This window comes from Halobaculum saliterrae, assembly GCF_009831625.1.
In the GTDB taxonomy this organism is placed as follows: domain Archaea; phylum Halobacteriota; class Halobacteria; order Halobacteriales; family Haloferacaceae; genus Halobaculum; species Halobaculum saliterrae.
Genome location: NZ_WUUS01000011.1, coordinates 1 through 21,663, shown reverse-complemented (window position 1 = coordinate 21,663; position 21,663 = coordinate 1). Strand labels below are relative to the sequence as shown.

18 protein-coding genes are annotated in these 21,663 nt (G+C 71.1%); 11 read left to right on the top strand and 7 right to left on the bottom strand.

From position 1 onward, the window contains the following. Positions 1–18: 18 nt before the first annotated feature. The 6 genes from hemL to hemC all read right to left on the bottom strand — a co-directional run bounded on the left by hemL (position 19) and on the right by hemC (position 7,296). Positions 19–1,362 carry a glutamate-1-semialdehyde 2,1-aminomutase gene (gene hemL, locus GRX01_RS15875; protein WP_159669851.1) on the bottom strand — a complete coding sequence of 448 codons (1,344 nt, stop codon included), beginning with the start codon at positions 1,360–1,362 and terminating at the stop codon, positions 19–21. Positions 1,363–1,394: 32 nt separating this feature from the next. Then, positions 1,395–2,069, bottom strand: coding sequence for a CPBP family glutamic-type intramembrane protease (locus GRX01_RS19535; RefSeq protein WP_159669848.1), 675 nt, complete (start codon positions 2,067–2,069; stop codon positions 1,395–1,397). A gap of 366 nt (positions 2,070–2,435) precedes the next feature. Further along, positions 2,436–4,067, bottom strand: a complete 1,632-nt coding sequence (locus tag GRX01_RS15865; protein ID WP_159670285.1) for an ammonium transporter — start codon at positions 4,065–4,067, stop codon at positions 2,436–2,438. Positions 4,068–4,483: 416 nt separating this feature from the next. After that, positions 4,484–5,272 carry a uroporphyrinogen-III synthase gene (locus GRX01_RS15860; protein ID WP_159669845.1) on the bottom strand — a complete coding sequence of 263 codons (789 nt, stop codon included), beginning with the start codon at positions 5,270–5,272 and terminating at the stop codon, positions 4,484–4,486. After that, positions 5,269–6,117, bottom strand: coding sequence for a uroporphyrinogen-III C-methyltransferase (cobA, locus tag GRX01_RS15855; RefSeq protein ID WP_159669842.1), 849 nt, complete (start codon positions 6,115–6,117; stop codon positions 5,269–5,271). The genes GRX01_RS15860 and cobA overlap by 4 nt, the downstream gene beginning before the upstream one ends. After that, the gene (gene hemC, locus GRX01_RS15850) at positions 6,118–7,296 is read right to left on the bottom strand and encodes a hydroxymethylbilane synthase (protein WP_159669839.1); all 1,179 of its coding nucleotides are present in this window, start codon (positions 7,294–7,296) and stop codon (positions 6,118–6,120) included. Between the two features lie 114 nt (positions 7,297–7,410). Here hemC and GRX01_RS15845 point away from each other — a divergent pair, with 114 nt between their 5' ends. From GRX01_RS15845 to argF, 10 genes are all read left to right on the top strand, one after another. Beyond that, positions 7,411–8,853: a sensor histidine kinase gene (locus GRX01_RS15845; protein ID WP_159669836.1), complete on the top strand. Its 1,443-nt coding sequence runs from the start codon at positions 7,411–7,413 to the stop codon at positions 8,851–8,853. Positions 8,854–9,158: 305 nt separating this feature from the next. Further along, complete coding sequence (locus GRX01_RS15840; RefSeq protein ID WP_159669833.1) at positions 9,159–10,409, top strand: argininosuccinate synthase; 1,251 nt, start codon at positions 9,159–9,161, stop codon at positions 10,407–10,409. Positions 10,410–10,412: 3 nt separating this feature from the next. After that, positions 10,413–11,912 carry an argininosuccinate lyase gene (argH, locus tag GRX01_RS15835; RefSeq protein ID WP_159669830.1) on the top strand — a complete coding sequence of 500 codons (1,500 nt, stop codon included), beginning with the start codon at positions 10,413–10,415 and terminating at the stop codon, positions 11,910–11,912. Positions 11,913–12,271: 359 nt separating this feature from the next. Beyond that, entirely contained in the window at positions 12,272–12,442 is a 171-nt protein-coding gene (gene lysW, locus GRX01_RS15830; RefSeq protein ID WP_159669827.1) for a lysine biosynthesis protein LysW, read from the top strand. 1 nt (position 12,443) lies between these two features. After that, positions 12,444–13,319, top strand: a complete 876-nt coding sequence (gene lysX / locus GRX01_RS15825; RefSeq protein ID WP_159669824.1) for a lysine biosynthesis protein LysX — start codon at positions 12,444–12,446, stop codon at positions 13,317–13,319. Positions 13,320–13,348: 29 nt separating this feature from the next. Further along, on the top strand, positions 13,349–14,443 hold the full coding sequence (gene argC, locus GRX01_RS15820) for an N-acetyl-gamma-glutamyl-phosphate reductase (protein ID WP_159670283.1): 1,095 nt from the start codon (positions 13,349–13,351) through the stop codon (positions 14,441–14,443). Then, positions 14,440–15,366, top strand: coding sequence for an acetylglutamate/acetylaminoadipate kinase (locus tag GRX01_RS15815; protein ID WP_321168162.1), 927 nt, complete (start codon positions 14,440–14,442; stop codon positions 15,364–15,366). The genes argC and GRX01_RS15815 overlap by 4 nt, the downstream gene beginning before the upstream one ends. Further along, entirely contained in the window at positions 15,363–16,526 is a 1,164-nt protein-coding gene (locus GRX01_RS15810) for an aspartate aminotransferase family protein (protein WP_159669821.1), read from the top strand. The genes GRX01_RS15815 and GRX01_RS15810 overlap by 4 nt, the downstream gene beginning before the upstream one ends. A gap of 61 nt (positions 16,527–16,587) precedes the next feature. Next, positions 16,588–17,682, top strand: a complete 1,095-nt coding sequence (locus GRX01_RS15805) for a [LysW]-lysine hydrolase (protein WP_159669818.1) — start codon at positions 16,588–16,590, stop codon at positions 17,680–17,682. A gap of 107 nt (positions 17,683–17,789) precedes the next feature. After that, complete coding sequence (gene argF / locus GRX01_RS15800; RefSeq protein WP_159669815.1) at positions 17,790–18,725, top strand: ornithine carbamoyltransferase; 936 nt, start codon at positions 17,790–17,792, stop codon at positions 18,723–18,725. Positions 18,726–18,763: 38 nt separating this feature from the next. Here argF and GRX01_RS15795 read toward each other — a convergent pair whose 3' ends face one another. Further along, positions 18,764–20,959, bottom strand: coding sequence for an ATP-dependent DNA helicase (locus GRX01_RS15795; protein WP_321168161.1), 2,196 nt, complete (start codon positions 20,957–20,959; stop codon positions 18,764–18,766). 139 nt (positions 20,960–21,098) lie between these two features. Between GRX01_RS15795 and GRX01_RS19240 the strand changes: the two genes are divergently transcribed. Continuing rightward, the coding region (locus GRX01_RS19240) for an Sjogren's syndrome/scleroderma autoantigen 1 family protein (protein WP_233741070.1) at positions 21,099–21,663 on the top strand (565 nt) is incomplete at its 3' end.

Below are 21,663 nucleotides of genomic sequence, written 5' to 3'. Positions count from 1 at the left end.
CAGCGCCTCCTTGTACGCCTACAGCGCCTCCTTGTACGCCTCCAGCGTCTCCTCGATGTCCGCCTCGGTGTGGGCGTAGGAGACGAACTGCGACTCGAACTGGTTGGCGGTGAGCCAGATCCCTCGTTCCTTCATCTCCTGCCAGAACACGCGCTCCCAGCGCTCCGTCGCCGCCGCGGCGGTGTCGGCGCCGGTCTTCGGGCAGGTCTCGAAGCGGGGACACGACTCGCGCTGGCGGCACCCGCCACTGCAGTGGTTCTCGAACGTCTCGGGCGCCTCGCGCGTGAACACCGCCTTGAACATCGAGTCCGTGCCGACGACGGTGTACTCGGGGGCCTGCTCCTCGCAGATGTCCTGGATCCCCGACCGAAGCTGATCCCCGAGATCGTTCACGTGGTCGTACACGTCGTTCTCGGCGGCGTAGCGGAGGTACTCGTGGCCGGCGGCCATCGTGACCGGGTGTCCCGAGAAGGTGCCAGACTGGAACACCTCCCCGCTGGGGGTGAAGTGCTCGATCATCCTCGCGGGGCCGCCGATCGCGCCGACCGGGAAGCCGCCGCCGATGATCTTCCCGAAGGTGGTGAGGTCGGGCGTGACGCCGAACTTCCCCTGTGCACACTGGAGGCCGCCGACGCGGAAGCCGGTGATCACCTCGTCGAAGATCAACAGCGAGCCGTGGTCGTCACAGAGGTCCCGAAGCGTCTCGTGGTAGCCGTCGACGGGCATGACGATGCCGTAGTTCGCCAGGATCGGCTCGGTCAGCACCGCCGCGATCTCGTCGCCGTGCTCCTCGAAGACCTCGCGGATCGCGCCCTCGTCGTTGAACGGGACGGCGATGGTGTGCTCGGCGAACTCCTCGGGGATCCCCGGCGAGGAGGGCTGGGTGTGGGACGGGTCGTCGCCGGCCTCGACGAGCGTCGACTCCTGGGCGCCGTGGTAGCCGCCCTGCATGACGACGATCTTGTCGCGGCCGGTGTACGCCCGCGCGAGGCGAACGGCCGAGACGGTCGCCTCCGTGCCGGAGTTGACGAACCGCAGCATCTCGACGCTGGGGACGTGGCGCGCGACGAACTCGGCGTGGTCGATCTCGATCTCGGTGGGGCCGCCGTACATCGGCCCCTCACTCGCGTGCCGCTGAATCGCCGACTGCACCTGCTCGGGGGCGTCGTGGCCGTACAGCAGCGGGCCGTACCCCATCACGTAGTCGAGGTAGCGGTTCCCGTCGGCGTCGATCACGTGGGCGCCGTCGCCGCGCTCGATCACGAACGGGTACGGTCGCGTCGCGCGGACCGAGGAGTTCACTCCGCCGGCGAGCACCGAGAGCGCGCGGTCGTACAGATCGCGCGAACGGTCGTGGTTCATGGACGCCACTTGGGGGGTGGCCCGGAAAGTCGTTACTGGGTCGCGGCGGACGGTGCCGCCGCGTCGTCCTCGACCTCGGGCGCGAACACCAGTCCGACGATGTCGTTGAGTGCGTGGACCGCGATCAACACCGGGAGCGAGCGCCAGTAGAGGTACAGTCCGGTGACGACCACCGCCGGATGTGCGATGCGCAGCACCGCCGAGGGGCTCCACTGGTCGCTCCAGTGGCCGAGTACGAACGCCGTCGCCGTGACGGTGCCGGCGAGCGGCGGACTCCCGGTGAGGGCCGCAAGCCGTTCGAGCGCGTAGCCGTTGAACGCCACCTCCTCCGTCGTCCCCGCGGTCGTCCCGATGAACACCTTCCCGGCGAGAGTCGTGTCGGCCAACTCCGCCATCCCCGCCTCCAGGTCCTCGTTTCCGCCGCCGATCCGGTCGAACACCGGCGACAGCAGTATCGAGGCCCCGACCAACACGACGAAGCCGACGGCGACGCGACCGAGGAAGCGAAGCGGCGATCCGACCCGCCAGCCGAGGTCGACGGGTGTGAGTCCCTGTGCGGCGGCCACCGCGAGGAGGACGGCCGGGACGAGCCACTTGGTCGCGTGTGACCACACGTCGGTCGCGTCGAGGTCGAACACGACCGTGCGGAGTTTGAATCCGGTAAACGCGACGGCGAGTCCGCCCACGAGCAACGGATCGATCTGCACGCCGGATGCCAGTCAACCACACATAGAAAACTTGACGGATCTCTCGGCGCCGTCGACGTGGACACCGTACAGAACGGAGTGACGGCCCGCGACGGGCTGGCGGTCCGTCGCGGGCGTGGCCGGACGCGCCACCCGGCAGGTGGCTGCGGCGGCCGCGGGGGCGGTGACACGGAACGTGGCACGGTGGCGGGCGCGCGGAGGTGAGCACCAGTACCAGTGGGGTCCTCCGTCGCGTGCCCCCGGCGGCCGCGTCCGCGCCGCATGCGAGGCGGGCGTCCGAGGCGCGGTCGTCGTTCGTGTGTCGATGCGTCGATCGTTCGGAGGCGGGTTCCGGACCTGCCGCCGAACGGCGTCGTGAGGCGGCGGTCAGACCGCGCTGCGGCCCACCTCGCCGGTCCGGATCTGGTAGGCGTTCTCGACGGGGAGGACGAACACCTTGCCGTCGCCCTTCTCGCCGGTCTGAGCGGCCTCGCTGATCGCCTCGGCGACGTCGCCCGCGGGGATGTCGGCGACGACGCACTCGATCTTCACCTTCTGGTGGAGGTCGACCGTGTACTCCTCGCCGCGCCACTGGCCCTTCTTGGCGGGCTGGCTGCCGCGGCCGGAGACGTTCGTCACCGTCAGCGAGGGCGCGCCGACCTCCGCGAGCCCGGTCTTGACGTCCGAGAGCTTGTCCGGGCGGATGAACGCCGTCACCATCTTGATGCCGCCGTCGTTCGCCTCGCCGCCGTCGGCGCGGACGATGCCGTTCGCGTCGGCGGTGCCGCCGTCGGTCACGGCCGTGTCCGGGCTGCCGAACTCGGGGTAGGTGTCGACGCCGTGCTCGGTGGAGTCGAGCCCCTCGATCTCGTGGTCGCGGTCGACGCGGATCTCGCCGAGCGCCTTGATGACGCCGAACACCGCCGCGGTGGCGGCGACGGTCCAGATGGCGATGACGCTGACGCCGACCACCTGCGAGACGAGCGCGCTCACGGTGAAGCCGTCGACCGCGAAGACGGGCAGCAGCACCGCGCCGAGCACGCCGGCGCTCCCGTGGACCGGGAACACCGCGCACACGTCGTCGATCTTCAGACGCTTCTCGACGAACTCGAAGACGATGGGGAGCTGGGCGCCGGCGAGCAGGCCGATGACCAGCGCGCCGGGCCAGATGATCGCGTCCGTGTTCGAGGTGACGCCGACGAGCCCCGCCAGGAGCCCGTTGGCGACGTACAGCGTGTCGACCTTGCCGGTCTTGTAGATCGACAGCGCGCCCGCACCGATGGCGCCGGCGGCCATGCCGAGCGTCGTCGTCAGCGCGACGCGGCCGACGTAGGAGAACGCCCCGAGCGTGAGTTCGCCGTTCTCGACGGCGAACACCGAGGCGGCCGTGCCGACGTTGAAGCCGTACCAGCCGAACGCGAGCACGAGCGTGCCCAGCACCGCGAACGTCAGCGAGTGGCCCGGAATGACGTTCACCGAGCCGTCCTCGTTGTAGCGACCCAGGCGCGGGCCGACCATGTAGGCGGCCGTCAGGCCGGCGATGCCGCCCATCCCGTGGACGATCATCCCGCCCGCGAAGTCGGCGAAGCCGAGCGAGGCGAGGAAGCCGCCGCCCCACGTCAGGCCCGTGACGACCGGGTAGATGACCGCCGCGAGCAGGACCGTGTAGCTCACGTACGCGCGGAGCTTCATGCGCCCGGCGACGGCGCCGGAGACGATGGTCGCCGCCGTCATCGCGAAGACGGCGCCGAAGAGCCAGCCGACCCAGTCGGCGGAGTTCTCGGTCGTCAACACGCCGAACGCCTCGGCCATCGAGTAGCCGCCGCCGCCCGTGAGTCCCCCCACGAGCGAGGAGACTCCCGCGCCGACGAGGAAGAACACCGTCACGCCGACGCTCCACGTCAGGAGGTTCTTCGTCAGCTGGTTGGCCACGTTCTTCGAGCGCACCTGCCCGGCCTCCAGCATCGCGAAGCCGGCGTGCATGAAGAAGATGAGGAAGGTGACCACCAGCACCCACATCAGGTTTATCCCCTCCGCCAGGACCGCGGGGTCGACCTGAAGGGGACTCACGGCGCCACCTCAGTGGTTCCGCATTCGTTCACCGTTTCCGTGTATTCCGTGTCGTTCTGGTACATCTCCACGCGAGAGGGCCCGATTTGGAAGCACATAAACCTTGGAGTTGACAAACCCGAATTATGGTATGGATATCCGGATGTGCGTCGAATCCTGAAGCGAATATAGGTCATATAAGGTTGTAACATCGTCGCACGATGGGCAAATGTTGCGCGCGACGTAGACGCACATAGTGTAATAAAACGGATATATTAACACGGATCTCCACCGATCCGGGCGAATTCGCTCGCGCGCGCTCCCCGTTCGAGACACTGCTGCCGTGAACAGTATCGGGGAAGAGAACCCTCCGCGTGGAGAGCCGATCAGGCGTCCAACTCGGCGACGACCGACTCCGCGAGCGCCTCGAACGTCGCCTCCGCGGGCACCACGTCGACGGTGACGCCGTGTGACTCGGCCGTCTCGCGGGTCGGGTGACCGATGCAGCCGACGACGGCGTCGTCGAGCCCCGCGAGCGCCCCGTCGCGGACGCCGCGTTCTTCGGCGGCGTCGAGGAAGTGATCGACCGTGAGCGAGGAGGTGAAACAGGCTCCCGCGAGGTCGCCTCGGGCGGCCGCCTCCGCGGAGTCGCCGCTCCCCTCGGGGCGGACGAGCTCGTACAGCACCGTCTCGTGGACGGTCGCGCCGGCGTCGCGGAGGCCGTCGAGCAGGACGTGGCTCCCGTGGTCCGATCGAGCGACCTCGATCCGGACGCCGTCGACGCCCAGCGCGTCGAACGCGGCGACGAGCCCCGTCGAGGAGTACTCCTCGGGGATCAGGTCGACCGGCCAGCCGGCCTCGCGGACCGCGTCGGCGGTCGAGCTGCCGATACACGCGATCGCGGGGGTGGCACGTTCGACGGTGTCGACTCCGTCCCGCCCCTCACCGGCGGCGTCGGCGGGCGACCAGCCGGCCTCGTCGGCCAACTCGACGCCCGTCTTCGAGGTGAACACGATCCAGTCGGCGCCCTCCGGCACCGCGCCGGTCGGTCTGATCTCCAGCATCGGGTCGGGGACCGCCTCGACCCCGAGCGCGTCGAGCGTCTCGACCGCGTCCGTCAGGCGCTCGTCGTCGGGGCGGAACACCGCGACGCGCGGGCGGTCGTCGCCGGTCATCGGTCCGACCTCCCGTCGGCGTCGCCGCCGGTCCCGCCGTCCCCGACGGTCGCGGCCGCGTCGCCGCGTCCGCGCAGGAACTCGACCACCCGCTCGCGCGCGCCGGCGACCTCGCCGATCACGGTGATCGCGGGCGGCTCGATCCCCGCCTCGTCGCGCACGTCGACGATATCGGCGAGCGTGCCGGTCGCGACGCGCATGTCGGGCCAGGTGCCGCGCTCGACGAGCGCGACGGGCGTGGCGGGGTCCCTCGCGGCGTCGAGCAGTTCCGCAGTGTACAGCGGCAGCTTCCCGACGCCCATCAGGACGACGATGGTGCCGCCGGTGGCCGCGAGCGCCTCCCAGTCCACGGCGGACTCGTCCTTGGTCGGGTCCTCGTGACCGGTGACGAACGAGACGGAGGAGGCGTGATCGCGGTGTGTGACGGGGATGCCCGCGACGCCCGGCGCGGCGATGGGCGAGGTGACGCCCGGGACGACCTCGAACGGGACGCCGTGGGCGGCGAGGTGTTCGGCCTCCTCGCCGCCGCGCCCGAAGACGAACGGGTCGCCGCCCTTGAGCCGAACGACGTGCTCGCCCGCCTCCGCGAGCTCGACCAGTCGGTCGTTCGTGTACTCCTGACTGGTGCGCTCGCCGCCGGCGCGCTTGCCCACGTCCTCGCGTTTGTTCTCGGGGATCGAGCCGAGGATCTCGGGGCCCGGGAGCTTGTCGTGGAGGACGACGTCGGCCTCGTCGAGGAGCCTCCGAGCCTTCACCGTGAGGAGTTCGGGGTCGCCGGGGCCGGAGCCGACCAGCGAGACGAAGCCGCCGTCGCGGTCGACCGTGTCGGCGTTGTCGCGAGTCATCTACTCCTCCACGGCCTCCGCGGCGTCGTCGCCGGCGGCGCCGTCGTCGTCCTCGCCCTCCTCCGCGCGCTTGGCCGTCTCCGTGTCCGCCGCGCGCTTCGCGGCCTCGATGAGCTCCGCGGCGCCCTGCTCGCGCAGCGACGCGGCGAACTCGGCGGCGGCCTCGCGGTAGGTGCGAAGCGGGAGGTCGCGGTTCGCCTTCACCTCGGTGTCGCCGTCGGCCGACAACACCCGGACACGGGCGCTGACGTGCTCGCCCTGGACGAGCGCGTTGACGCCGATGGGCGCGATGCAGCCGCCGCCCAGTTCCGCGAGGACGGTGCGCTCGACGCTGGTGGCGACGCGGGTCGGCTCGTGGTCCATCGCCGACCGGATCGTCTCGATCACCTCGGGGTCGCTCGCGGTGACGGCCACGGCGCCCTGGCCCGGCGCGGGGACGTGGTCCGCGCGGTCGAGGCGCTCGACCTCGTACTCGTCGCGGTAGAACAGGTCCGACCGACGGAGGCCGGCCTCCGCGAGCACGATGGCGTCGTACTCGTGGTCGAGCTCGTGTTCCAACGCGGCGCGCTGGAACTCGGTGAGGTCGTCGAACCACTCCTCGACGGTGCGCTCGTACTCGCGGTCCTCCTCGCGTGCGCCGGGATCTCCCTTGTGGTCGGCCTCAGCCTCGACACGGGCCTCGTGTTCCGCCTGCAGGTCGGGCGCGATCAGCTTCTGCAGGCGCGTGTCGACGTTGCCGCGGAGCGGGCGAACCTCCAGGTCGGGGCGCTCGGCGAGCACCTGCGCCTTGCGTCGCAGCGAGGAGGTGCCGACGACCGAGCCGCGGGGGAGGTCCGCGAGGTCGCCGCCCTCGCGGGTGACGAGCGCGTCGCCGGCGGGGGCGCGCTCGCCGACGGCCGCGACGACGAGCCCGTCGGGCATCTCGGTGGGCATGTCCTTCAGCGAGTGGACCGCGGCGTCGACCTCCCCCGACAGCACCTCCTCGTCGAGCGCGCGAACGAACGCGCCGGTGCGGCCGAGTTCGGTGATGAGGTCCTCGTCGAGTCGGTCGCCGCGCGTCTCGACCTCGACAAGCTCCACGTCGCGGCGGCGCGTCGAGATCTCGTCTCGTACGTCCGCCGCCTGTCGGAGCGCGAGGTCGGAGCCGCGGGTGGCGAGCCGCAGCGTCCCGGTTGTCATACCGTCGACTGGGGTTCGACCGGGGAAAACGGGTTCGCTTCGCCCGCCGGCGCCTCCGATACACCGGTCGCGTCCGTCGTCGTCGTTTTGGTGTTCGCGTTCCTTCCGGGAGGTATGTCGGGCTCCGGTGGGGGTCGTTGGGGGGCGGTCGTCGCCGTCGGAGCCGCGTCGCTGGCGGCGGCACACATCGCGTTCCTGTTCGGCGCGTCGTCGACGCGCGGACGTGCCGCCGCGCTCGTCTCGTTCGCGCTCGCGGTCGCGGTCTGCGCGTTCGGCGTCCTGCTGTGGCGTCGAGGGCCGCCCCGCCGTGCGGCCGCCGTCGGGCGGGGTGTCGTCGCGGGGGTTGCCGTCGGCGCCGCCGTGTTCGTCCTCGCCGTGCGGGCGGCCAATCCCGACGGCGTTCCGACGGCGGCCCTGCCCAGAATGGCGACGGACCTGCTCACCCTCGGTGCCGCTGCCGGCGCGGTCATCGGCCGGACCCGCGCCCGCTTCGTCCGCGAGCGGGGCCGCGCGGAGGCGCTGTTCGCCAACCTCCCCTCGCCGGCCGCGTACGTCGACAACTCCGGCGAGACGCGCCGGATCCTCGCGACGAACGCCGCCTTCGAGTCGACGTTCGACGGGAGGCCGGGCGACGCGCTCGTGGACGCGATCCCCGTGGCGGACGACGGACCGACGCTCGCGGCCGCGCTGGGCGCCGACGGTCCCGTGGAGGTGCGGACGCCGCCGACCTCGAACGGCGGCCCCCGCGAGGTCGTGGTTCGATCCGTCCGGACCGGGTCGGCCGATCGCGAGTACGTCATCGCGACCGACGTGACGGACGACCGTCGCCGGGAACGACGGCTGTCGGTCCTCAACCGCGTGCTGCGACACGACGTTCGAAGCGGCGTCAACGTGATCGTCGGCCACGCGGAGGCGTTCGCCGAGTCGGGCGACCCCGACGACTTCCGAGCGCTCCGCCGGCGCGCCGACCGGCTCGTGTCGCTCTCCAAGCGCGGACGCGACCTCGACCGGATCCTCTCGGGGGACGTGCCGGAGGTCTCCGTCGACCTCGCGGCGCTGGCGGCCGAACGCGCTGACGCGTTCGCCGCCGCGGGAAACCGCGTGGACTGTCGGGTCCCGGACACCCCCGTTCCCGTCGTCGACAACGGCTACCTCGGGGCGGCGATCGACGAGCTGCTGGCGAACGTCGCCGAACACGCGGCCCCCGATCCGACGGCGCGGGTCCGAGTGAGATCGGACGGCGACGTCGCGGTCCTTCGGATCGAGGACGACGGGTCGGGGATCCCGCCGAGCGAACGAACGGTGCTCGAACGGGGCATCGAGACCGACCTGGAGCACGCCAGCGGCGTCGGCCTCTGGTTCGTGACGTGGACGGTGGCGGAGCTCGGCGGCGACGTGTCGGTCGAGTCCGACGACTCCGGCACCAGCGTCTCCGTCACGCTCCCGGCCGCAACGGGGTCCGATCGTCCCTCGCCGCCGCCTGACACCGCGATCTCGGCCGCGTGGACGGCCGACGACGTGGACCGCCGTCGCTCCCCGGGTCGCCGGTCCGGCTGACGGGCCGTGTCGTCCGCTCGGCGAGCTTCGCCGGACCGGCATCGTTTATGTACACGGAGCGGGTACGTCCGGTCGTGATAACGGACCCCGTCGCTCACGCTCGCGCCTCCTTCGAGCGACGCGTCAGCGGTGCCGCGGCCCGGAGCCGAGTCTCCGCGCCGCGACGACCGGGCCGCTAGGCCCACCAACATCACCCCTCATCCGACTCGATCCGCTCGTCTTCCTCCGGGTAGCGTGCAGTCCGCGATTAATTTTCGACGTTTACAAACGTCGAATTTATGGGCGTCGACGTGCGAGCGTGAGGTATGACGAAACGCGTTGCGCTCGCATTCAGCGGTGGACTCGACACGACCGTCTGCGTCCCGCTCCTCGAGGAGGAGTACGGCTACGACGAGGTCGTCGGCGTCACCGTCGACGTGGGCCAGCCCGCCGAGGAGTTCGACGAGGCCGAGGAGACCGCCGAGGCGCTCGATCTGGAGCACTACGTCGTCGACGCGAAGACCGAGTTCGCGGAGCTGTGTTTCGACTCCGTGCGCGCGAACGCGACGTATCAGGGGTACCCGCTGGGGACGGCGCTCGCGCGTCCGGTGATCGCGGAGGCGATCCTCGGCGTCGCCGAGGAGCACGACTGCGACGCCCTCGCCCACGGCTGCACGGGCAAGGGGAACGACCAACTGCGCTTCGAGACGGTGTGGCGCGGCTCCGACAAGGAGGTAATCGCGCCCGTGCGCGAGCTCGGCCTCACCCGCGAGTGGGAGATCGAGTACGCCGACGAGAAGGACCTCCCCGTCGAGGGCGGCAACGAGGGCGCGTGGTCGATCGACACGAACCTCTGGTCGCGCTCGGTCGAGGGCGACGACCTCGAGGACCCGACGTACGTCCCGCCGGAGGACATCTACGACTGGACGACGACGCCCGGCGACGCGGAGGGTGAGGAGCTGGTGGAGATCGGCTTCGAGATGGGCTATCCCGTCACGCTGAACGGGGAGACGGTCGACTCCGTCGAGCTCATCGAGGAGCTGAACGAGCTCGCGGGCGCCTACGGCGTCGGCCGCACGGACATGATGGAGGACCGCATGCTCGGCCTGAAGGTACGCGAGAACTACGAGCACCCCGCGGCGACCGTCCTCCTGACGGCCCACGAGGCGCTCGAACAGCTGGTGTTCACGAAGTCCGAGCGCGACTTCAAGCAACAGATCGACGACCAGTGGGCCCAGCAGGGGTACAAGGGTCTCGTGAACTCCCCGCTCGTGAACTCCCTCGAGGGCTACCTCGACGCCGGCCAGGAGAAGGTCACCGGGACGGTCACGGTCAAACTTCAGGGTGGCCAGTGCCGGCCCGTCGCCCGCGACTCCGAGTACGGCGTCTACTCCGAGTCCGCGGCGTCGTTCAACACGGAGACGGTCGACGGCATCGAGCAGGCCGACGCGACGGGAGTCGCGAAGTACCACGGCTTCCAGGAGCGCCTCGCGAACCGCGTGCTGGAGAACGTGAAGACCGGCGACGGCGGCGAGACGCTGGCGGCCGATGGCAGCGGCGACGAGACGGAGGAGTGATCGATGACCGACGGCGAGGAACCGACAGCGGGTGACGCCGCCGACGCCGAGACGGTCGTCCGCCGCGACCGCTTCGCGGGCGGCCCGGCCCGTGGGTTCATGTCGAGCCTCCCGGCCGACGAGCGCATCTTCGCGGCCGATCTCGCCGTCGACCGCGCGCACACGGTGATGCTCGCCGAGCAGGACATCATCGCCGCCGACGAGGCCGCCGAGATCCTGTCGGGTCTCGCGACCGTCGAGGACGCGGGCCACGGGGCGCTCCCCGACGGCGAGGACGTCCACGAGGCGATCGAGTCGGCGGTCGTCGCCGAGATCGGTCCCGTGGGCGGGAAGATGCACACCGCGCGCTCGCGCAACGACGAGGTGGCGACCTGCATCCGGTATCGCTACCGCGAGGACCTGCTCGACGCCGCCGAGGCGACGCTCGTCCTGCGCGAGGCGCTGCTGGACGCGGCGGCCGAGCACGCCGACACGGTCATGCCGGGGTTCACCCACCGGCAGTACGCCCAGCCCGTCACCGTCGGGCACTTCCTGTCGTCGTACGCGGGCGCGGTCGAGCGCGACACCGCCCGGCTGCTCGCGGCGTTCGACCGGACGAACGAGTCGCCGCTCGGCGGCGCGGCGTTCGGCGGCACCACCTTCGACATCGACCGCGAGCGGACCGCGGAGCTGCTCGGGTTCGACGGGGTCGTCGAGAACTCGACGGACGCCGCGTCCGCGCGCGACTTCCTCGTGGAGGGGACGGCCGCGCTGGCGAACCTGACGGCGACGCTGTCGGGGCTCGCCGCGGACCTCATCGAGCACGCCAAGGACGGCTACTTCCTGCCGTCGGACGACTACGCGTCCACCTCGTCGATCATGCCCCAGAAGGTGAACCCGGACACGCTGGAGCTGGCTCGCGCGGTCGCCGGCGACGTATCCGGCGACCTGACCGGGCTGTTGACGACGCTGAAGGGACTGCCGCGGGCGTACAACCGCGACCTCCAGCGCGCGACGACCCACGCGTGGGACGCCGTCGACGACGCGACCGAGGCGACCGAGGTCGTCGCCGGCGCGGTCGCGACCGGCGACTGGGACGAGTCGGCGTGTGCGGCCGACGCGGGTGCGGGCTTCTCGACGGCCACGGGCGTGGCGGACGCGCTGGCGGCGGCGGGGATCCCGTTCCGGACGGCCCACGAGGTCGTCGCCGACGCCGCCGCGACGTCGCCCGACGACGCCGACCCCGAGACGCTCGCTGCAAATCTTGACGCGGCCGCACAGGAGGTACTTGGGGAGTCCCTGTACGAACACGTGAGCCGCGAGGACCTCGACGCCGCGCTCGACCCCGTCGGGAGCGTCGCCTCCCGCGCGTCGCGCGGCGGCCCGGCGCCCGACGCCGTGGCCGACTCCCTCGCGCGCATGACCGAGACGTACGACGACCACGAGGCCGCCGTCGACGCCCGCCGCGACACGCTCGCGGCCGCCGAAACGGACTTGGCCGACGCGGTAGACGAGTACGTCTGACAGACACCACGAACCCATGACCACGACCGGACTGCGACGACGATCGCTCGCCCGACCGCGAGCGGCGACGCCGTCGCGAGGCCGACTCCCGCGACTCCTCCGACTGCCGCGACGACCGCGGGGCGGCCGGCCGCGACGGGGGGCCCGACCTCGACCGGTCCCGGCCGCCGCCCCCCGACCGCCGGCGGCGGTGGCCCCGCCGGCCCCCCTCGGGGCCAACACTACTCAGATTTCGAACATCGCATTCGAGATCCGCGCCGACCCGCCCGAAATCGCCGCGTAGCGACGCCTCCGACATTAATTTTCGCTGATAGAATCGACGGATTAAAGGTGTCTTCACCGATAGAGTGGGGTACACCATGACCGAATCCGAATGCGTCGAGTGCGGGGGGACGGTGGCCCTGCACGACGACCTGGAGATCGGAGAGATCGTCGACTGTGAAACGTGCGGCGCCGAGCTGGAGGTCGTCGACGTCTCCCCGCCGGTCCTCGATCGAGCCCCGGAGCTCGAAGAGGACTGGGGGGAGTGAGATGAAGCTCGGCCTGCTCTACTCCCGGATCCGAAAAGACGAGAAGCTCCTCCTGTCGGAGCTTCGCGACCGCGGTCACGAGGTCGTGAAGGTCGACGTGCGCAAGCAGCGGTTCGGCCTGACCGAGACCACCGCGGAGGTGGCCGACTGCGATCTGGTGATCGACCGCTGTCTCGCCACGTCCCGGTCGCTGTACGCCACGCGGCTCCTCTCGGCGTACGGCGTCCCGGTGATCAACTCGCCGGAGACCGCGGCGGTGTGCGCCGACAAGGTGAAGAACAGCCTCGCGCTGGAGGGCGCGGGCGTCCCCACCCCCGCGACGGAGGTCGCGTTCACGACGGAGGCCGCCATGGACGCCATCGAGGAGTTCGGCTACCCGTGCGTGATCAAGCCGGTCGTCGGCTCGTGGGGCAGGCTGATGGCCAAGATCGACACCGAGAACGCCGCCGAGGCGATCCTCGAGCACAAGGCGACGCTCGGGCACTACGAGCACAAGGTGTTCTACGTGCAGGAGTACGTCGACAAGCCCGGCCGCGACATCCGCGTGCTTGCCTGCGACGGCGAGCCCGTCGCCGCGATGACGCGCTCCTCCGAGCACTGGCTCACCAACGCCGCGAAGGGCGGCGAGACGGCCACCTTCGAGCTCGACGACGAGGCGAGGGAGCTGGTCGCGACCGCCAGCGACGCGGTCGGCGGCGGCCTGCTCGGCGTCGACCTGATGGAAACCGCCGACGGCGAGTACACGGTTCACGAGGTGAACCACACCGTCGAGTTCAAGGCGCTGAACGAGGCGAGCGAGGTCGACGTGCCCGCGGCGGTCGTCGACTGGCTCGAACTGAAGGCGGAGGCGGCGAACGAAGCCGTGATGACCGCATGAGCGGCGAGGTCGAGCGGAGCGAGACCTCGATGCGAACGGGGCACGAAGTGCCCCGTGAGCGGCGCGCCGTCACCGACGGCGGCGAGCCCACGCTCACCGCCTCCGTCGTCGGCGCCTCCGGCTTCGCGGGCGGCGAACTGTGCCGCCTGCTGACCGGGCATCCGAACTTCGAACTCGTCCAGGCGACGAGCCGCGAGTACGAGAACAAGACGCTCGGCTACGTCCACCCGAACCTCCGCGGCGTCGACGTACGCTTCTCCTCGCCCGAGGACCTCGACTCGGTGGACGTGCTGTTCGCGTCGACACCCCACGGCGTCTCGATGGAACACATCGACGCCTTCCGCGACGCGGCGGGCACCGTGGTCGACCTCTCGGCGGACTTCCGCCTCGACGAGGCGGACGCCTACGACGAGTGGTACGACGGCCACACGGCGCCCGAACATCTCGCGGACGCGGCGTACGCGCTCCCCGAACTCGGACGCGAGACGCTGGAGGGGGCGGACCTCATCGCCTCCGGCGGCTGCAACGCGACGGCGACGATGCTGGCGCTGAAGCCGCTGGTCGATTCGGGCGTCATCACGCCCGACGATCAGGTGGTCGCCGATCTGAAGGTCGGCTCATCGGAGGGCGGCGCCGGCGGCGGCGCCGCCTCCAGCCACCCCGAGCGCTCGGGCGTCGTGCGCCCGTACGCGCCGACGGGCCACCGCCACGAAGCGGAGATCCAGCAGGAGTTGGGCCTCTCGCTGTCGTTCACCGTCCACGCGGTCGACATGACCCGCGGGGCGGCGGCGACGTGCCACGCCTTCCCGAGCGAGCGCGTCACCACGGGCGACCTCTGGGGCGCCTACCGCGAGGCGTACGACGACGAGCCGTTCGTCCGCCTCGTCGCGGGCGGCGGCGGCGTGTACCGCTACCCCGAGCCGAAGGCCGTGGCCGGGACGAACCACGCCGAGGTCGGCTTCGAGCTCGACCCCGAGAACGGCCGCGTGGTTGCCTTCTCGGCCATCGACAACGTGATGAAGGGCGCGGCGGGGCAGGCGGTCCACGCCGCCAACGTCGCGCTCGGGCTCGATGAGACGGCCGGCCTGGAGTTCCAGGGGCTCCACCCCGTGGGATCGCCGTGACCGGGTTCGGATCGACGCCGCTGACCGACGGGTCCGGCGACGTCCCCCCGGTCGTCGTGAAACTCGGCGGCGCGCGCGCGGTCGACCCCGCGGGCGCCGTCGGCGACGTTGCCCACCTTGTCGCCAACGGTCGGGACGTGGTCGTCGTCCACGGCGGATCGACCGCCGTCGACGACCTCCTGGACCGCCTCGGAATCGAGTCGGAGTACGTCGAGACCCCCTCGGGCGTCACCGGCCGCTTCACCGACGCCGAGACGATGGAGGCGTTCACGATGGCGATGGCCGGAGGGGTGAACACGGACCTCGTCACCGCGATGCGGAACGCCGGCGTCGACGCCGTCGGTCTCTCGGGCGTCGACGGCGGCCTCCTCGCCGGCCCCCGGAAATCGGCCGTGCGCGTCGTCGAGGACGGCAAGCGGAAGATCAAACGCGGCGACCACTCGGGCACACCGAAGGAGGTGAACGTCGACCTCCTGTCCACCCTGCTCGCGGGCGGCTACACGCCCGTCGCCTCCCCGCCGATGTTCGGCATGGAGTCCGAGAGCGAGGGCACCCCGGTGAACACCGACGCCGACCGCGCGGCCGCGGCGGTCGCGGGCGCGCTCGGCGCGGAACTGGTCGTCCTCACGGACGTCTCGGGCGTGTACGCGGACCCGGACGACCCCGACACCCTGATCGAGTCGGTGATGACGGGCGGAGAGTACGAGGCGCTCACCGACGCCGCCGAGGGGTTCATGACGCGGAAGGTGATGGCGGCGACCGAGGCGCTCGAATCCGGCGCCCGCGCGGTCACCGTCGCCGACGCGAACGTCCGCGACCCCATCGTCGCCGCGCTCGACGGCGCCGGAACCCGCATCGAGCGCTCCGCCGTCACGGACGGGGCGGAGGCTGACACTGCTGCCGACGCTGAGGTGGACGGATGACCGACTTCGAGGATCTGAACGGTGCGGGCGAGGGGTTCGTCTTCTCCGAGAAGCCGATCCCCATCGAGTCCGGTGACGGCGTCCACCTCACCGCTAGCGACGGGACCGAGTACCTCGACTTCGGCGCCAGCTACGCGTGCACCCCGCTGGGTCACTGCCCGCCCGCCGTCGTCGACGCGGTGCAGGAGCAGGCGGCCGAACTGCTGTACGTGCAGGCGTCGTACCCCAACAGCGCCCGGACGGAGCTGTACGAGCGCCTCGGCGCGGTCGCCCCCGGCGACATCTCGAAGGTGTGGCTCTGTAACTCGGGGACCGAGGCGAACGAGGCGGCGATGAAGTTCGCGCGCTCGGCGACGGGTCGCCAGAAGATCGTCGCGACGAAGCGCGGCTTCCACGGCCGGACGCTGGGCGCGCTGGCGATGACGTGGAAGAAGAAGTACCGCGCCCCGTTCGAGCCCGTCGCCGGCGGCGTCGAGTTCGTCGACTACGGGGATAGCGAGGCGCTCGCGGAGGCCGTCGACGACGAGACGGCCGCGGTGTTCCTCGAACCCGTGCAGGGGGAGGGCGGGATCAACCCCGCCGACCCCGAGTACCTCCAGTCCGCGCGCGATCTCACCGCGGACGCCGGCGCGGCGCTGGTGTTCGACGAGATCCAGACGGGGATGGGCCGCACGGGCGACCTGTGGGCCTGCGAGGGCGTCGGCGTCCAGCCCGACATCCTGACGACGGCGAAGGGCGTCGCCTCCGGCCTCCCGCTGGGCGCGACGCTGTGTGCCGACTGGATCGCCGACGGCGCCGCCAGCCACGGCTCGACGTTCTCGGGCAACCCGGTCGTCGCCGCCGCGGCCAACGCGACGCTGGAGGAGCTGGTCGCCAACGACGTGCCCGGCCACGCGGCGATGGTCGGCGACTACCTCACCACGCAACTGGAGGAGGCGGTCGAGGAGCACGACCTCCCCGTGCGCGAGGTGCGCGGCGAGGGCCTGATGATCGGCGTCGAGGTGAAGCGCGGGGCGAACCGCTACCTGCGCGAGTTGGCGATGGAGCACCAGATCCTCGCGCTGCCGGCGGGGCGCTCGGTGCTTCGCCTGCTCCCGCCGCTCGTGATCAACGAGGGGCACGCCCGCGAGGTCGTCGACGCGCTGACGGAGGTGCTGTGATGGCAGTCACGGCCGTGCTGGCCTCGACGACCGTGACGACCGAGTCGGGGGTGAACGGTTGATGGCTGTGTCGAACCCGCTGGACCCGACGGAGGCGCTCGACACCGAGGGCCGGCAGTTGCTGTACGATCTGGTGTCGACGCCGTCGGTTTCGGGCGAGGAGGCCGACGCGGCGGCCGTCCTCGTGGCGTTCTTCGAGGACCACGACCGCGAGGCGCACACCGACGAGGTCGGGAACGTCCACGCGCCGGGCGACGACTCGCTGCTGTTGACCTCCCACGTCGACACCGTCCCGGGCGACATCCCCGTCGAGATCGCCGACGGCGACGAGGAGTTGGACGCCGACGGTCCCGTGCTGTGGGGTCGCGGGAGCGTCGACGCCACGGGGTCGCTGGCGGCGATGGCCGTCGCGGCCGTCGAGACGGGCGTCTCGTTCGTCGGCGTGACCGGCGAGGAGACGGATTCGCGCGGCGCCCGCCACCTCGTCGAGACCCGCGACGCGCCCGAGGCAGTCATCAACGGCGAGCCGTCCGGCTGGGACGCCGTGACGCTCGGCTACCGCGGGCTGATCTCGGGCACGTACGTCGCGACCAGCGAGTCGGGACACACGTCGCGCCCGGACCCGAACGCGGTCCAGCACGCGATGCACTGGTGGCAGCGCGTCGAGGGCGCGTTCGACTACTACGACTACGGCGCCGTCTTCGAGCAGGTGACGACCAAGCCCGTCGCCGTCGACGGCGGCCTCTCGGAGGACGGCCTCTCGATGGAGGCGACGATGGACGTGCAGTTCCGTGTGCCGCCGTCGCTCGACCCGGAGGACGTTCGCGAGCGCGCCGACGCCGAGCTGGAGGCCGGGACGGTCAACTGGAACGAGCCGATCCCTCCCGTGATGGGGGACCCCCGCGACCCCGTCGCGACGGCGATCCGCGGCGGGATCCGTCGCGCGGGCGGGGACCCTCGCCTGCTTCGCAAGACCGGCACTGCCGACGTGAACGTCTTCGCCGGCGCGTGGGACGCGCCGATGGCGACGTACGGCCCCGGCGACTCGTCGCTGGATCACGCGCCCGACGAGCGGCTCCCGCTGGCGGAGTTCGACCGCGCGGTCGAGGTGCTGACGGACGCCTCCGAACGACTGCGAGACCGAGCCGACGACTGACCCACGGCGGATCCGGCGGCCTCCGACCGTCGCCCGCCCCGTTCTCACGCACCCTCACACGACACCGACTCGCCACACGCGACACCACCCCACGACCCACGATCACGATGAGCACCCACACGACATCGACGACCCCGGACGACGCCGAGGAGTTCCCGAGCGACTTCCTCGACATCGACGACCTGACGACCGACCAACTCGCGGGCGTTCTCGCGCGCGCCTCCGACCTGAAGGCGGGCAAGGACCTCACGCAGCTCCCGCGGACGACGCTGGCGATGCTGTTCGAGAAGCCCTCGACCCGGACGCGGGCGAGCTTCGAGACGGGGATGACCCAACTCGGCGGTCACGCGATGTTCCTCGGCCCCGACGCGATCCAGCTCGGCCACGGGGAGCCGCTGAAGGACACCGCCCGCGCCCTCGGCGGCTACGCCGACGCCATCATGGTGCGGACGTTCGCCCACGAGAACGCCGAGATCCTCGCGGAGTACGCCGACGTTCCGGTGATCAACGGGCTCACCGACGACGCCCATCCCTGCCAGACGCTCGCGGACTTGCTCACGATCCGCGAGTCGGTCGGCGACCTCTCGGAGGTGCAGGCGGCGTGGGTCGGCGACGGCAACAACGTCGGCCGCTCGTTCGCCGTCGGCGCCGCGCTCGCCGGCCTGGATCTCGCGGTCGCAACGCCCGACGGCTACGGCCTCGGCGACGACGTGTACGAGCGCTGTGGGGAGCTGGGAACCGAGCCGACAGTCGCCGACACCCCCGAGGAGGCCGTCGCCGACGCGGACGTGGTGTACACCGACGTGTGGGTGAGCATGGGCGAGGAGGACCTCCGCGAGGTGAAGCTCCCCGACTTCGAGGGGTACCAGGTGAACGAGGAGCTGCTCGACGGCACCGACGCGGCGTTCATGCACTGCCTGCCCGCCCACCGCGGGGAGGAGGTGACCGACGCGGTGCTGGAGTCGGAGCGCTCGCTCGTGTGGGAGCAGGCGGAGAACCGGATGCACGCACAGAAGGGACTGCTGGTGGAGCTGTTGGAGTAGCCGTCCCCGTCCCGCACCCGTGACCGCCACGGTCCGGGCTACGGCTCCGGCGGCGCTCCGTCGTACGCGTCGTGGTCGCTGAAGAAGTTCAGCATCGCGAACTTCAGCTTCTCGGGACCGATGTCGATCAGCTCCTCGCGCTCCTCGACGGGGAACGCGCCGCGCACGGAGTACTTCCCCATGTCGGCGGACGTGTACCGCTTGTCCAGCAGCGCGCGCACGCCGAAGTCGGTCGGCGAGCGTATCACCCGTCCGAGCGCCTGCCGGGTCTTGCGGATCGTCGGGATCTCGACGGCGTACTCCCACCCGGCGTCCCGCGACCGCTCGGCGAACGCGCGGTCGTAGGCGTCCTGCACCGCCTCCATCCGCTCGGAGAGGTGCGGGTACGGCACGCCGACGACCGCGACCGTCCGGGCGTCGTCGCCGTCGAAGCTCACCCCTTCCGCGAGGGTGCCCCACAGCGAGGTGAACAGTGTGGAGCCGTCGCCGTCGACGAGTCGGCGGCGAAGTTGCTCGGTGTCGGGTTCGGAGCCGTCGAGCAGGAGCGTGCCGAGGTTCGGGTCGCCCGAGAGGAGTTCGTGATAGCGTTCGGCCTCGGCGTACGACGGGAAAAACAGGAGGCTGTTGCCGGGTGTGAACCGCACGACGTCCGAGAGCGTCGCCGCGATGGTCTCCTGCGTGCCCGGGTCGTCGCGTTCTGAGGCGAACAGCGCGGGCGTCGCCACCGAGAACGTCCGGCGGTTCCCCTCGGGATAGGCCATCCCGTACGCGAGCGTCGCCGGGTCCGAGAGCCCGAGCACGTCCTCGGTCACGTCGAACGGACGGAGGGTCGCGGACATGAGCACGCTCGCGTACACCTCGTCGAACAGGTCCGCGGTCACCTCCCGCGGGATGCAGGTGTACAGCTCCGCGCGGCCGTACACCTCGTCGGTGCCGGCGTCCCGCCGGACGGACACGACCGGATGCTGGCCCAACTCGCCGCCGCCGTCCATCCACGCCGACACGAACGCGGCGGCCTGAAGGGTCTGACACTCGCGTCGGGTGGTGGTCTCGCCATCGCGGTACGCCTCCTCGTACTCCTCGTCCAGTCGCTTGCCGAGCTGGAGCGCGAGGTCGCACTCCGCGCGGATCCCGCTCCCCTCGTAGCGCTCGAGGAACGCGAGCGTCAGGTCGTCGCGGCGGTCGTCGTTCGCGACGTTCACGTCCTCCCAGTTCTCGCCGATCCCCTCGCGCGCACCGAAGCCGAGCGCCTCCTCGTAGGTGTCCCGTAGCGCCTCGGTGAACGCGCGGAGGACGTTCTCGGCGGGCTCGGCGCGGGAGTCGTCGGTCTCCTCCAACTCGTTGAGCGCCGATTCGAGGGTGTTCTCGGTGAGCGTCTTCGAGGCGTGATCGCGGGCGGCGTCCTCGACGTTGTGTGCCTCATCGAAGACGGTGATCACGTCCTGCGGGTCGCGGTCGAGCCACCGGAAGAACTGCTCCCGGATCTGGGGGTCGAGGAGGTGGTGGTAGTTACAGACGACCAGCTCGACCTCCTCCATCCCCTCCTTCAGCAGTTCGTAGCCACAGAAGCCGCGGGTGCCCGCGTACTCGTACACCTCGTCCGGGGTTCGAACGTCGTCGAACAGCCACGAGAAGAACTCGCCGGTGTCGGCGGTGAGGTTCTGGAGGTAGTGGTCGCAGGTGTTCGCAGCCTCGTCGTCGATCTCCTCGTCGAGCCGTTCCAACTCCTCCTGCACGGCCTGTCTGGCCTCGGCCGCGCTTCCGGCGCCGCCGCTCCCGCCGGCTCCCTCCGCGCCCTCGCGCATCTCGTCGGTGAGGTCGTCCAGCCGCTGCTCCAACTGCTCCCTGTCGGACCGGTCCTCGACGAGCGAGCGCGTGGTGTCCCGGAGCGTCTGGCACTCCTGGTAGTCCACGTCGATGTGGCACATCGACGACTTCCCCTTGAACACCGTCGCGCGGATCGGCTCCGCCTCGTGGATGGCGCGGGCGTCCTCGACGAACTGCCGCATCTGCTGGTGGACGTTCGTCGTGATGACGACGGTGCGGTCGTGATCGCGGGCGTGCTGCAGCGCGGGCACCAGCGCCGAGAGCGTCTTGCCGGTCCCGGGCGCCCCCTCGAACAGCACGTCCTGCCCGCGCTCCAGCGAGTTGGAGATCCGATCCATCGCCTCCTCCTGGTTCGGATACGGCTCGTCGTACGGGAAGAAGCGCAGGTGACCGTCCGTCGTCGACACACTCGACCTTTCGCCTCATCGGCTTTGAACCTACGGGTGCCGCGGTGCTGGCGAACCGACGCTCGCCCGCGGCGCAGGTGTCGCCGACGCGTCGACCGCCGCCGCTGACTTTTTCGCCGCTCGTGCCCACCCGTCGGACATGAGCGACACCGCCGATGACGACTCCGGCTTCGACAAGGAGGCCGAACGCGAGAAGCTCCAGGAGAAGTTCGCCCGCGACGAGCGAAAGCGCGAGTCCACCCGCCGGATGAGCGAGCTCCTGCTCAAGGGCGCGACGATGACCAACTCCCACTGCGACGCCTGCGGGTCGCCCGTCTTCCGGCAGAACGGCCAGGAGTTCTGTCCGGAGTGCGACGGCGGCGACGGCCCGTCGGGAGAGGGTGCCGCCGCGGCCCGGGAGGAGAGAGGTCCGGCGGCGGACGGGACGGACGCCGCAGCCGGTGCCGCGCCCGACCCGAACGTCGACTCCGCTCGCGCATCCGACCCCGCGGAGACGGACCGAACGGCGCGGGCCGGTCCGACGGGCGGGTCGGCTCCCGCCGATGCGACCGCGGCCGACCCCACCCGGGACGCAGCCGCCGCTCGCGACCCCAAGGACACGGAGGCGCGCTCACCCGCGGACCGGACGCGACAGTCGGGGACGCCACAGCCGGCGGACGCGACCCGAACGGTCGACCGAGCGGCCGCCACGACTCCCGCCGACG

Bases quoted from the DNA above. Each gene is read 5' to 3' on its own strand.
- hemL (WP_159669851.1), bottom strand. From the start codon at position 1,362: ATGAACCACGACCGTTCGCGCGATCTGTACGACCGCGCGCTCTCGGTG.
- GRX01_RS15865 (WP_159670285.1), bottom strand. From the start codon at position 4,067: ATGTGGGTGCTGGTGGTCACCTTCCTCATCTTCTTCATGCACGCCGGC.
- GRX01_RS15860 (WP_159669845.1), bottom strand. From the start codon at position 5,272: ATGACCGGCGACGACCGCCCGCGCGTCGCGGTGTTCCGCCCCGACGAC.
- cobA (WP_159669842.1), bottom strand. From the start codon at position 6,117: ATGACTCGCGACAACGCCGACACGGTCGACCGCGACGGCGGCTTCGTC.
- hemC (WP_159669839.1), bottom strand. From the start codon at position 7,296: ATGACAACCGGGACGCTGCGGCTCGCCACCCGCGGCTCCGACCTCGCG.
- GRX01_RS15845 (WP_159669836.1), top strand. From the start codon at position 7,411: ATGTCGGGCTCCGGTGGGGGTCGTTGGGGGGCGGTCGTCGCCGTCGGA.
- GRX01_RS15840 (WP_159669833.1), top strand. From the start codon at position 9,159: ATGACGAAACGCGTTGCGCTCGCATTCAGCGGTGGACTCGACACGACC.
- argH (WP_159669830.1), top strand. From the start codon at position 10,413: ATGACCGACGGCGAGGAACCGACAGCGGGTGACGCCGCCGACGCCGAG.
- lysW (WP_159669827.1), top strand. From the start codon at position 12,272: ATGACCGAATCCGAATGCGTCGAGTGCGGGGGGACGGTGGCCCTGCAC.
- lysX (WP_159669824.1), top strand. From the start codon at position 12,444: ATGAAGCTCGGCCTGCTCTACTCCCGGATCCGAAAAGACGAGAAGCTC.
- argC (WP_159670283.1), top strand. From the start codon at position 13,349: ATGCGAACGGGGCACGAAGTGCCCCGTGAGCGGCGCGCCGTCACCGAC.
- GRX01_RS15810 (WP_159669821.1), top strand. From the start codon at position 15,363: ATGACCGACTTCGAGGATCTGAACGGTGCGGGCGAGGGGTTCGTCTTC.
- GRX01_RS15805 (WP_159669818.1), top strand. From the start codon at position 16,588: ATGGCTGTGTCGAACCCGCTGGACCCGACGGAGGCGCTCGACACCGAG.
- argF (WP_159669815.1), top strand. From the start codon at position 17,790: ATGAGCACCCACACGACATCGACGACCCCGGACGACGCCGAGGAGTTC.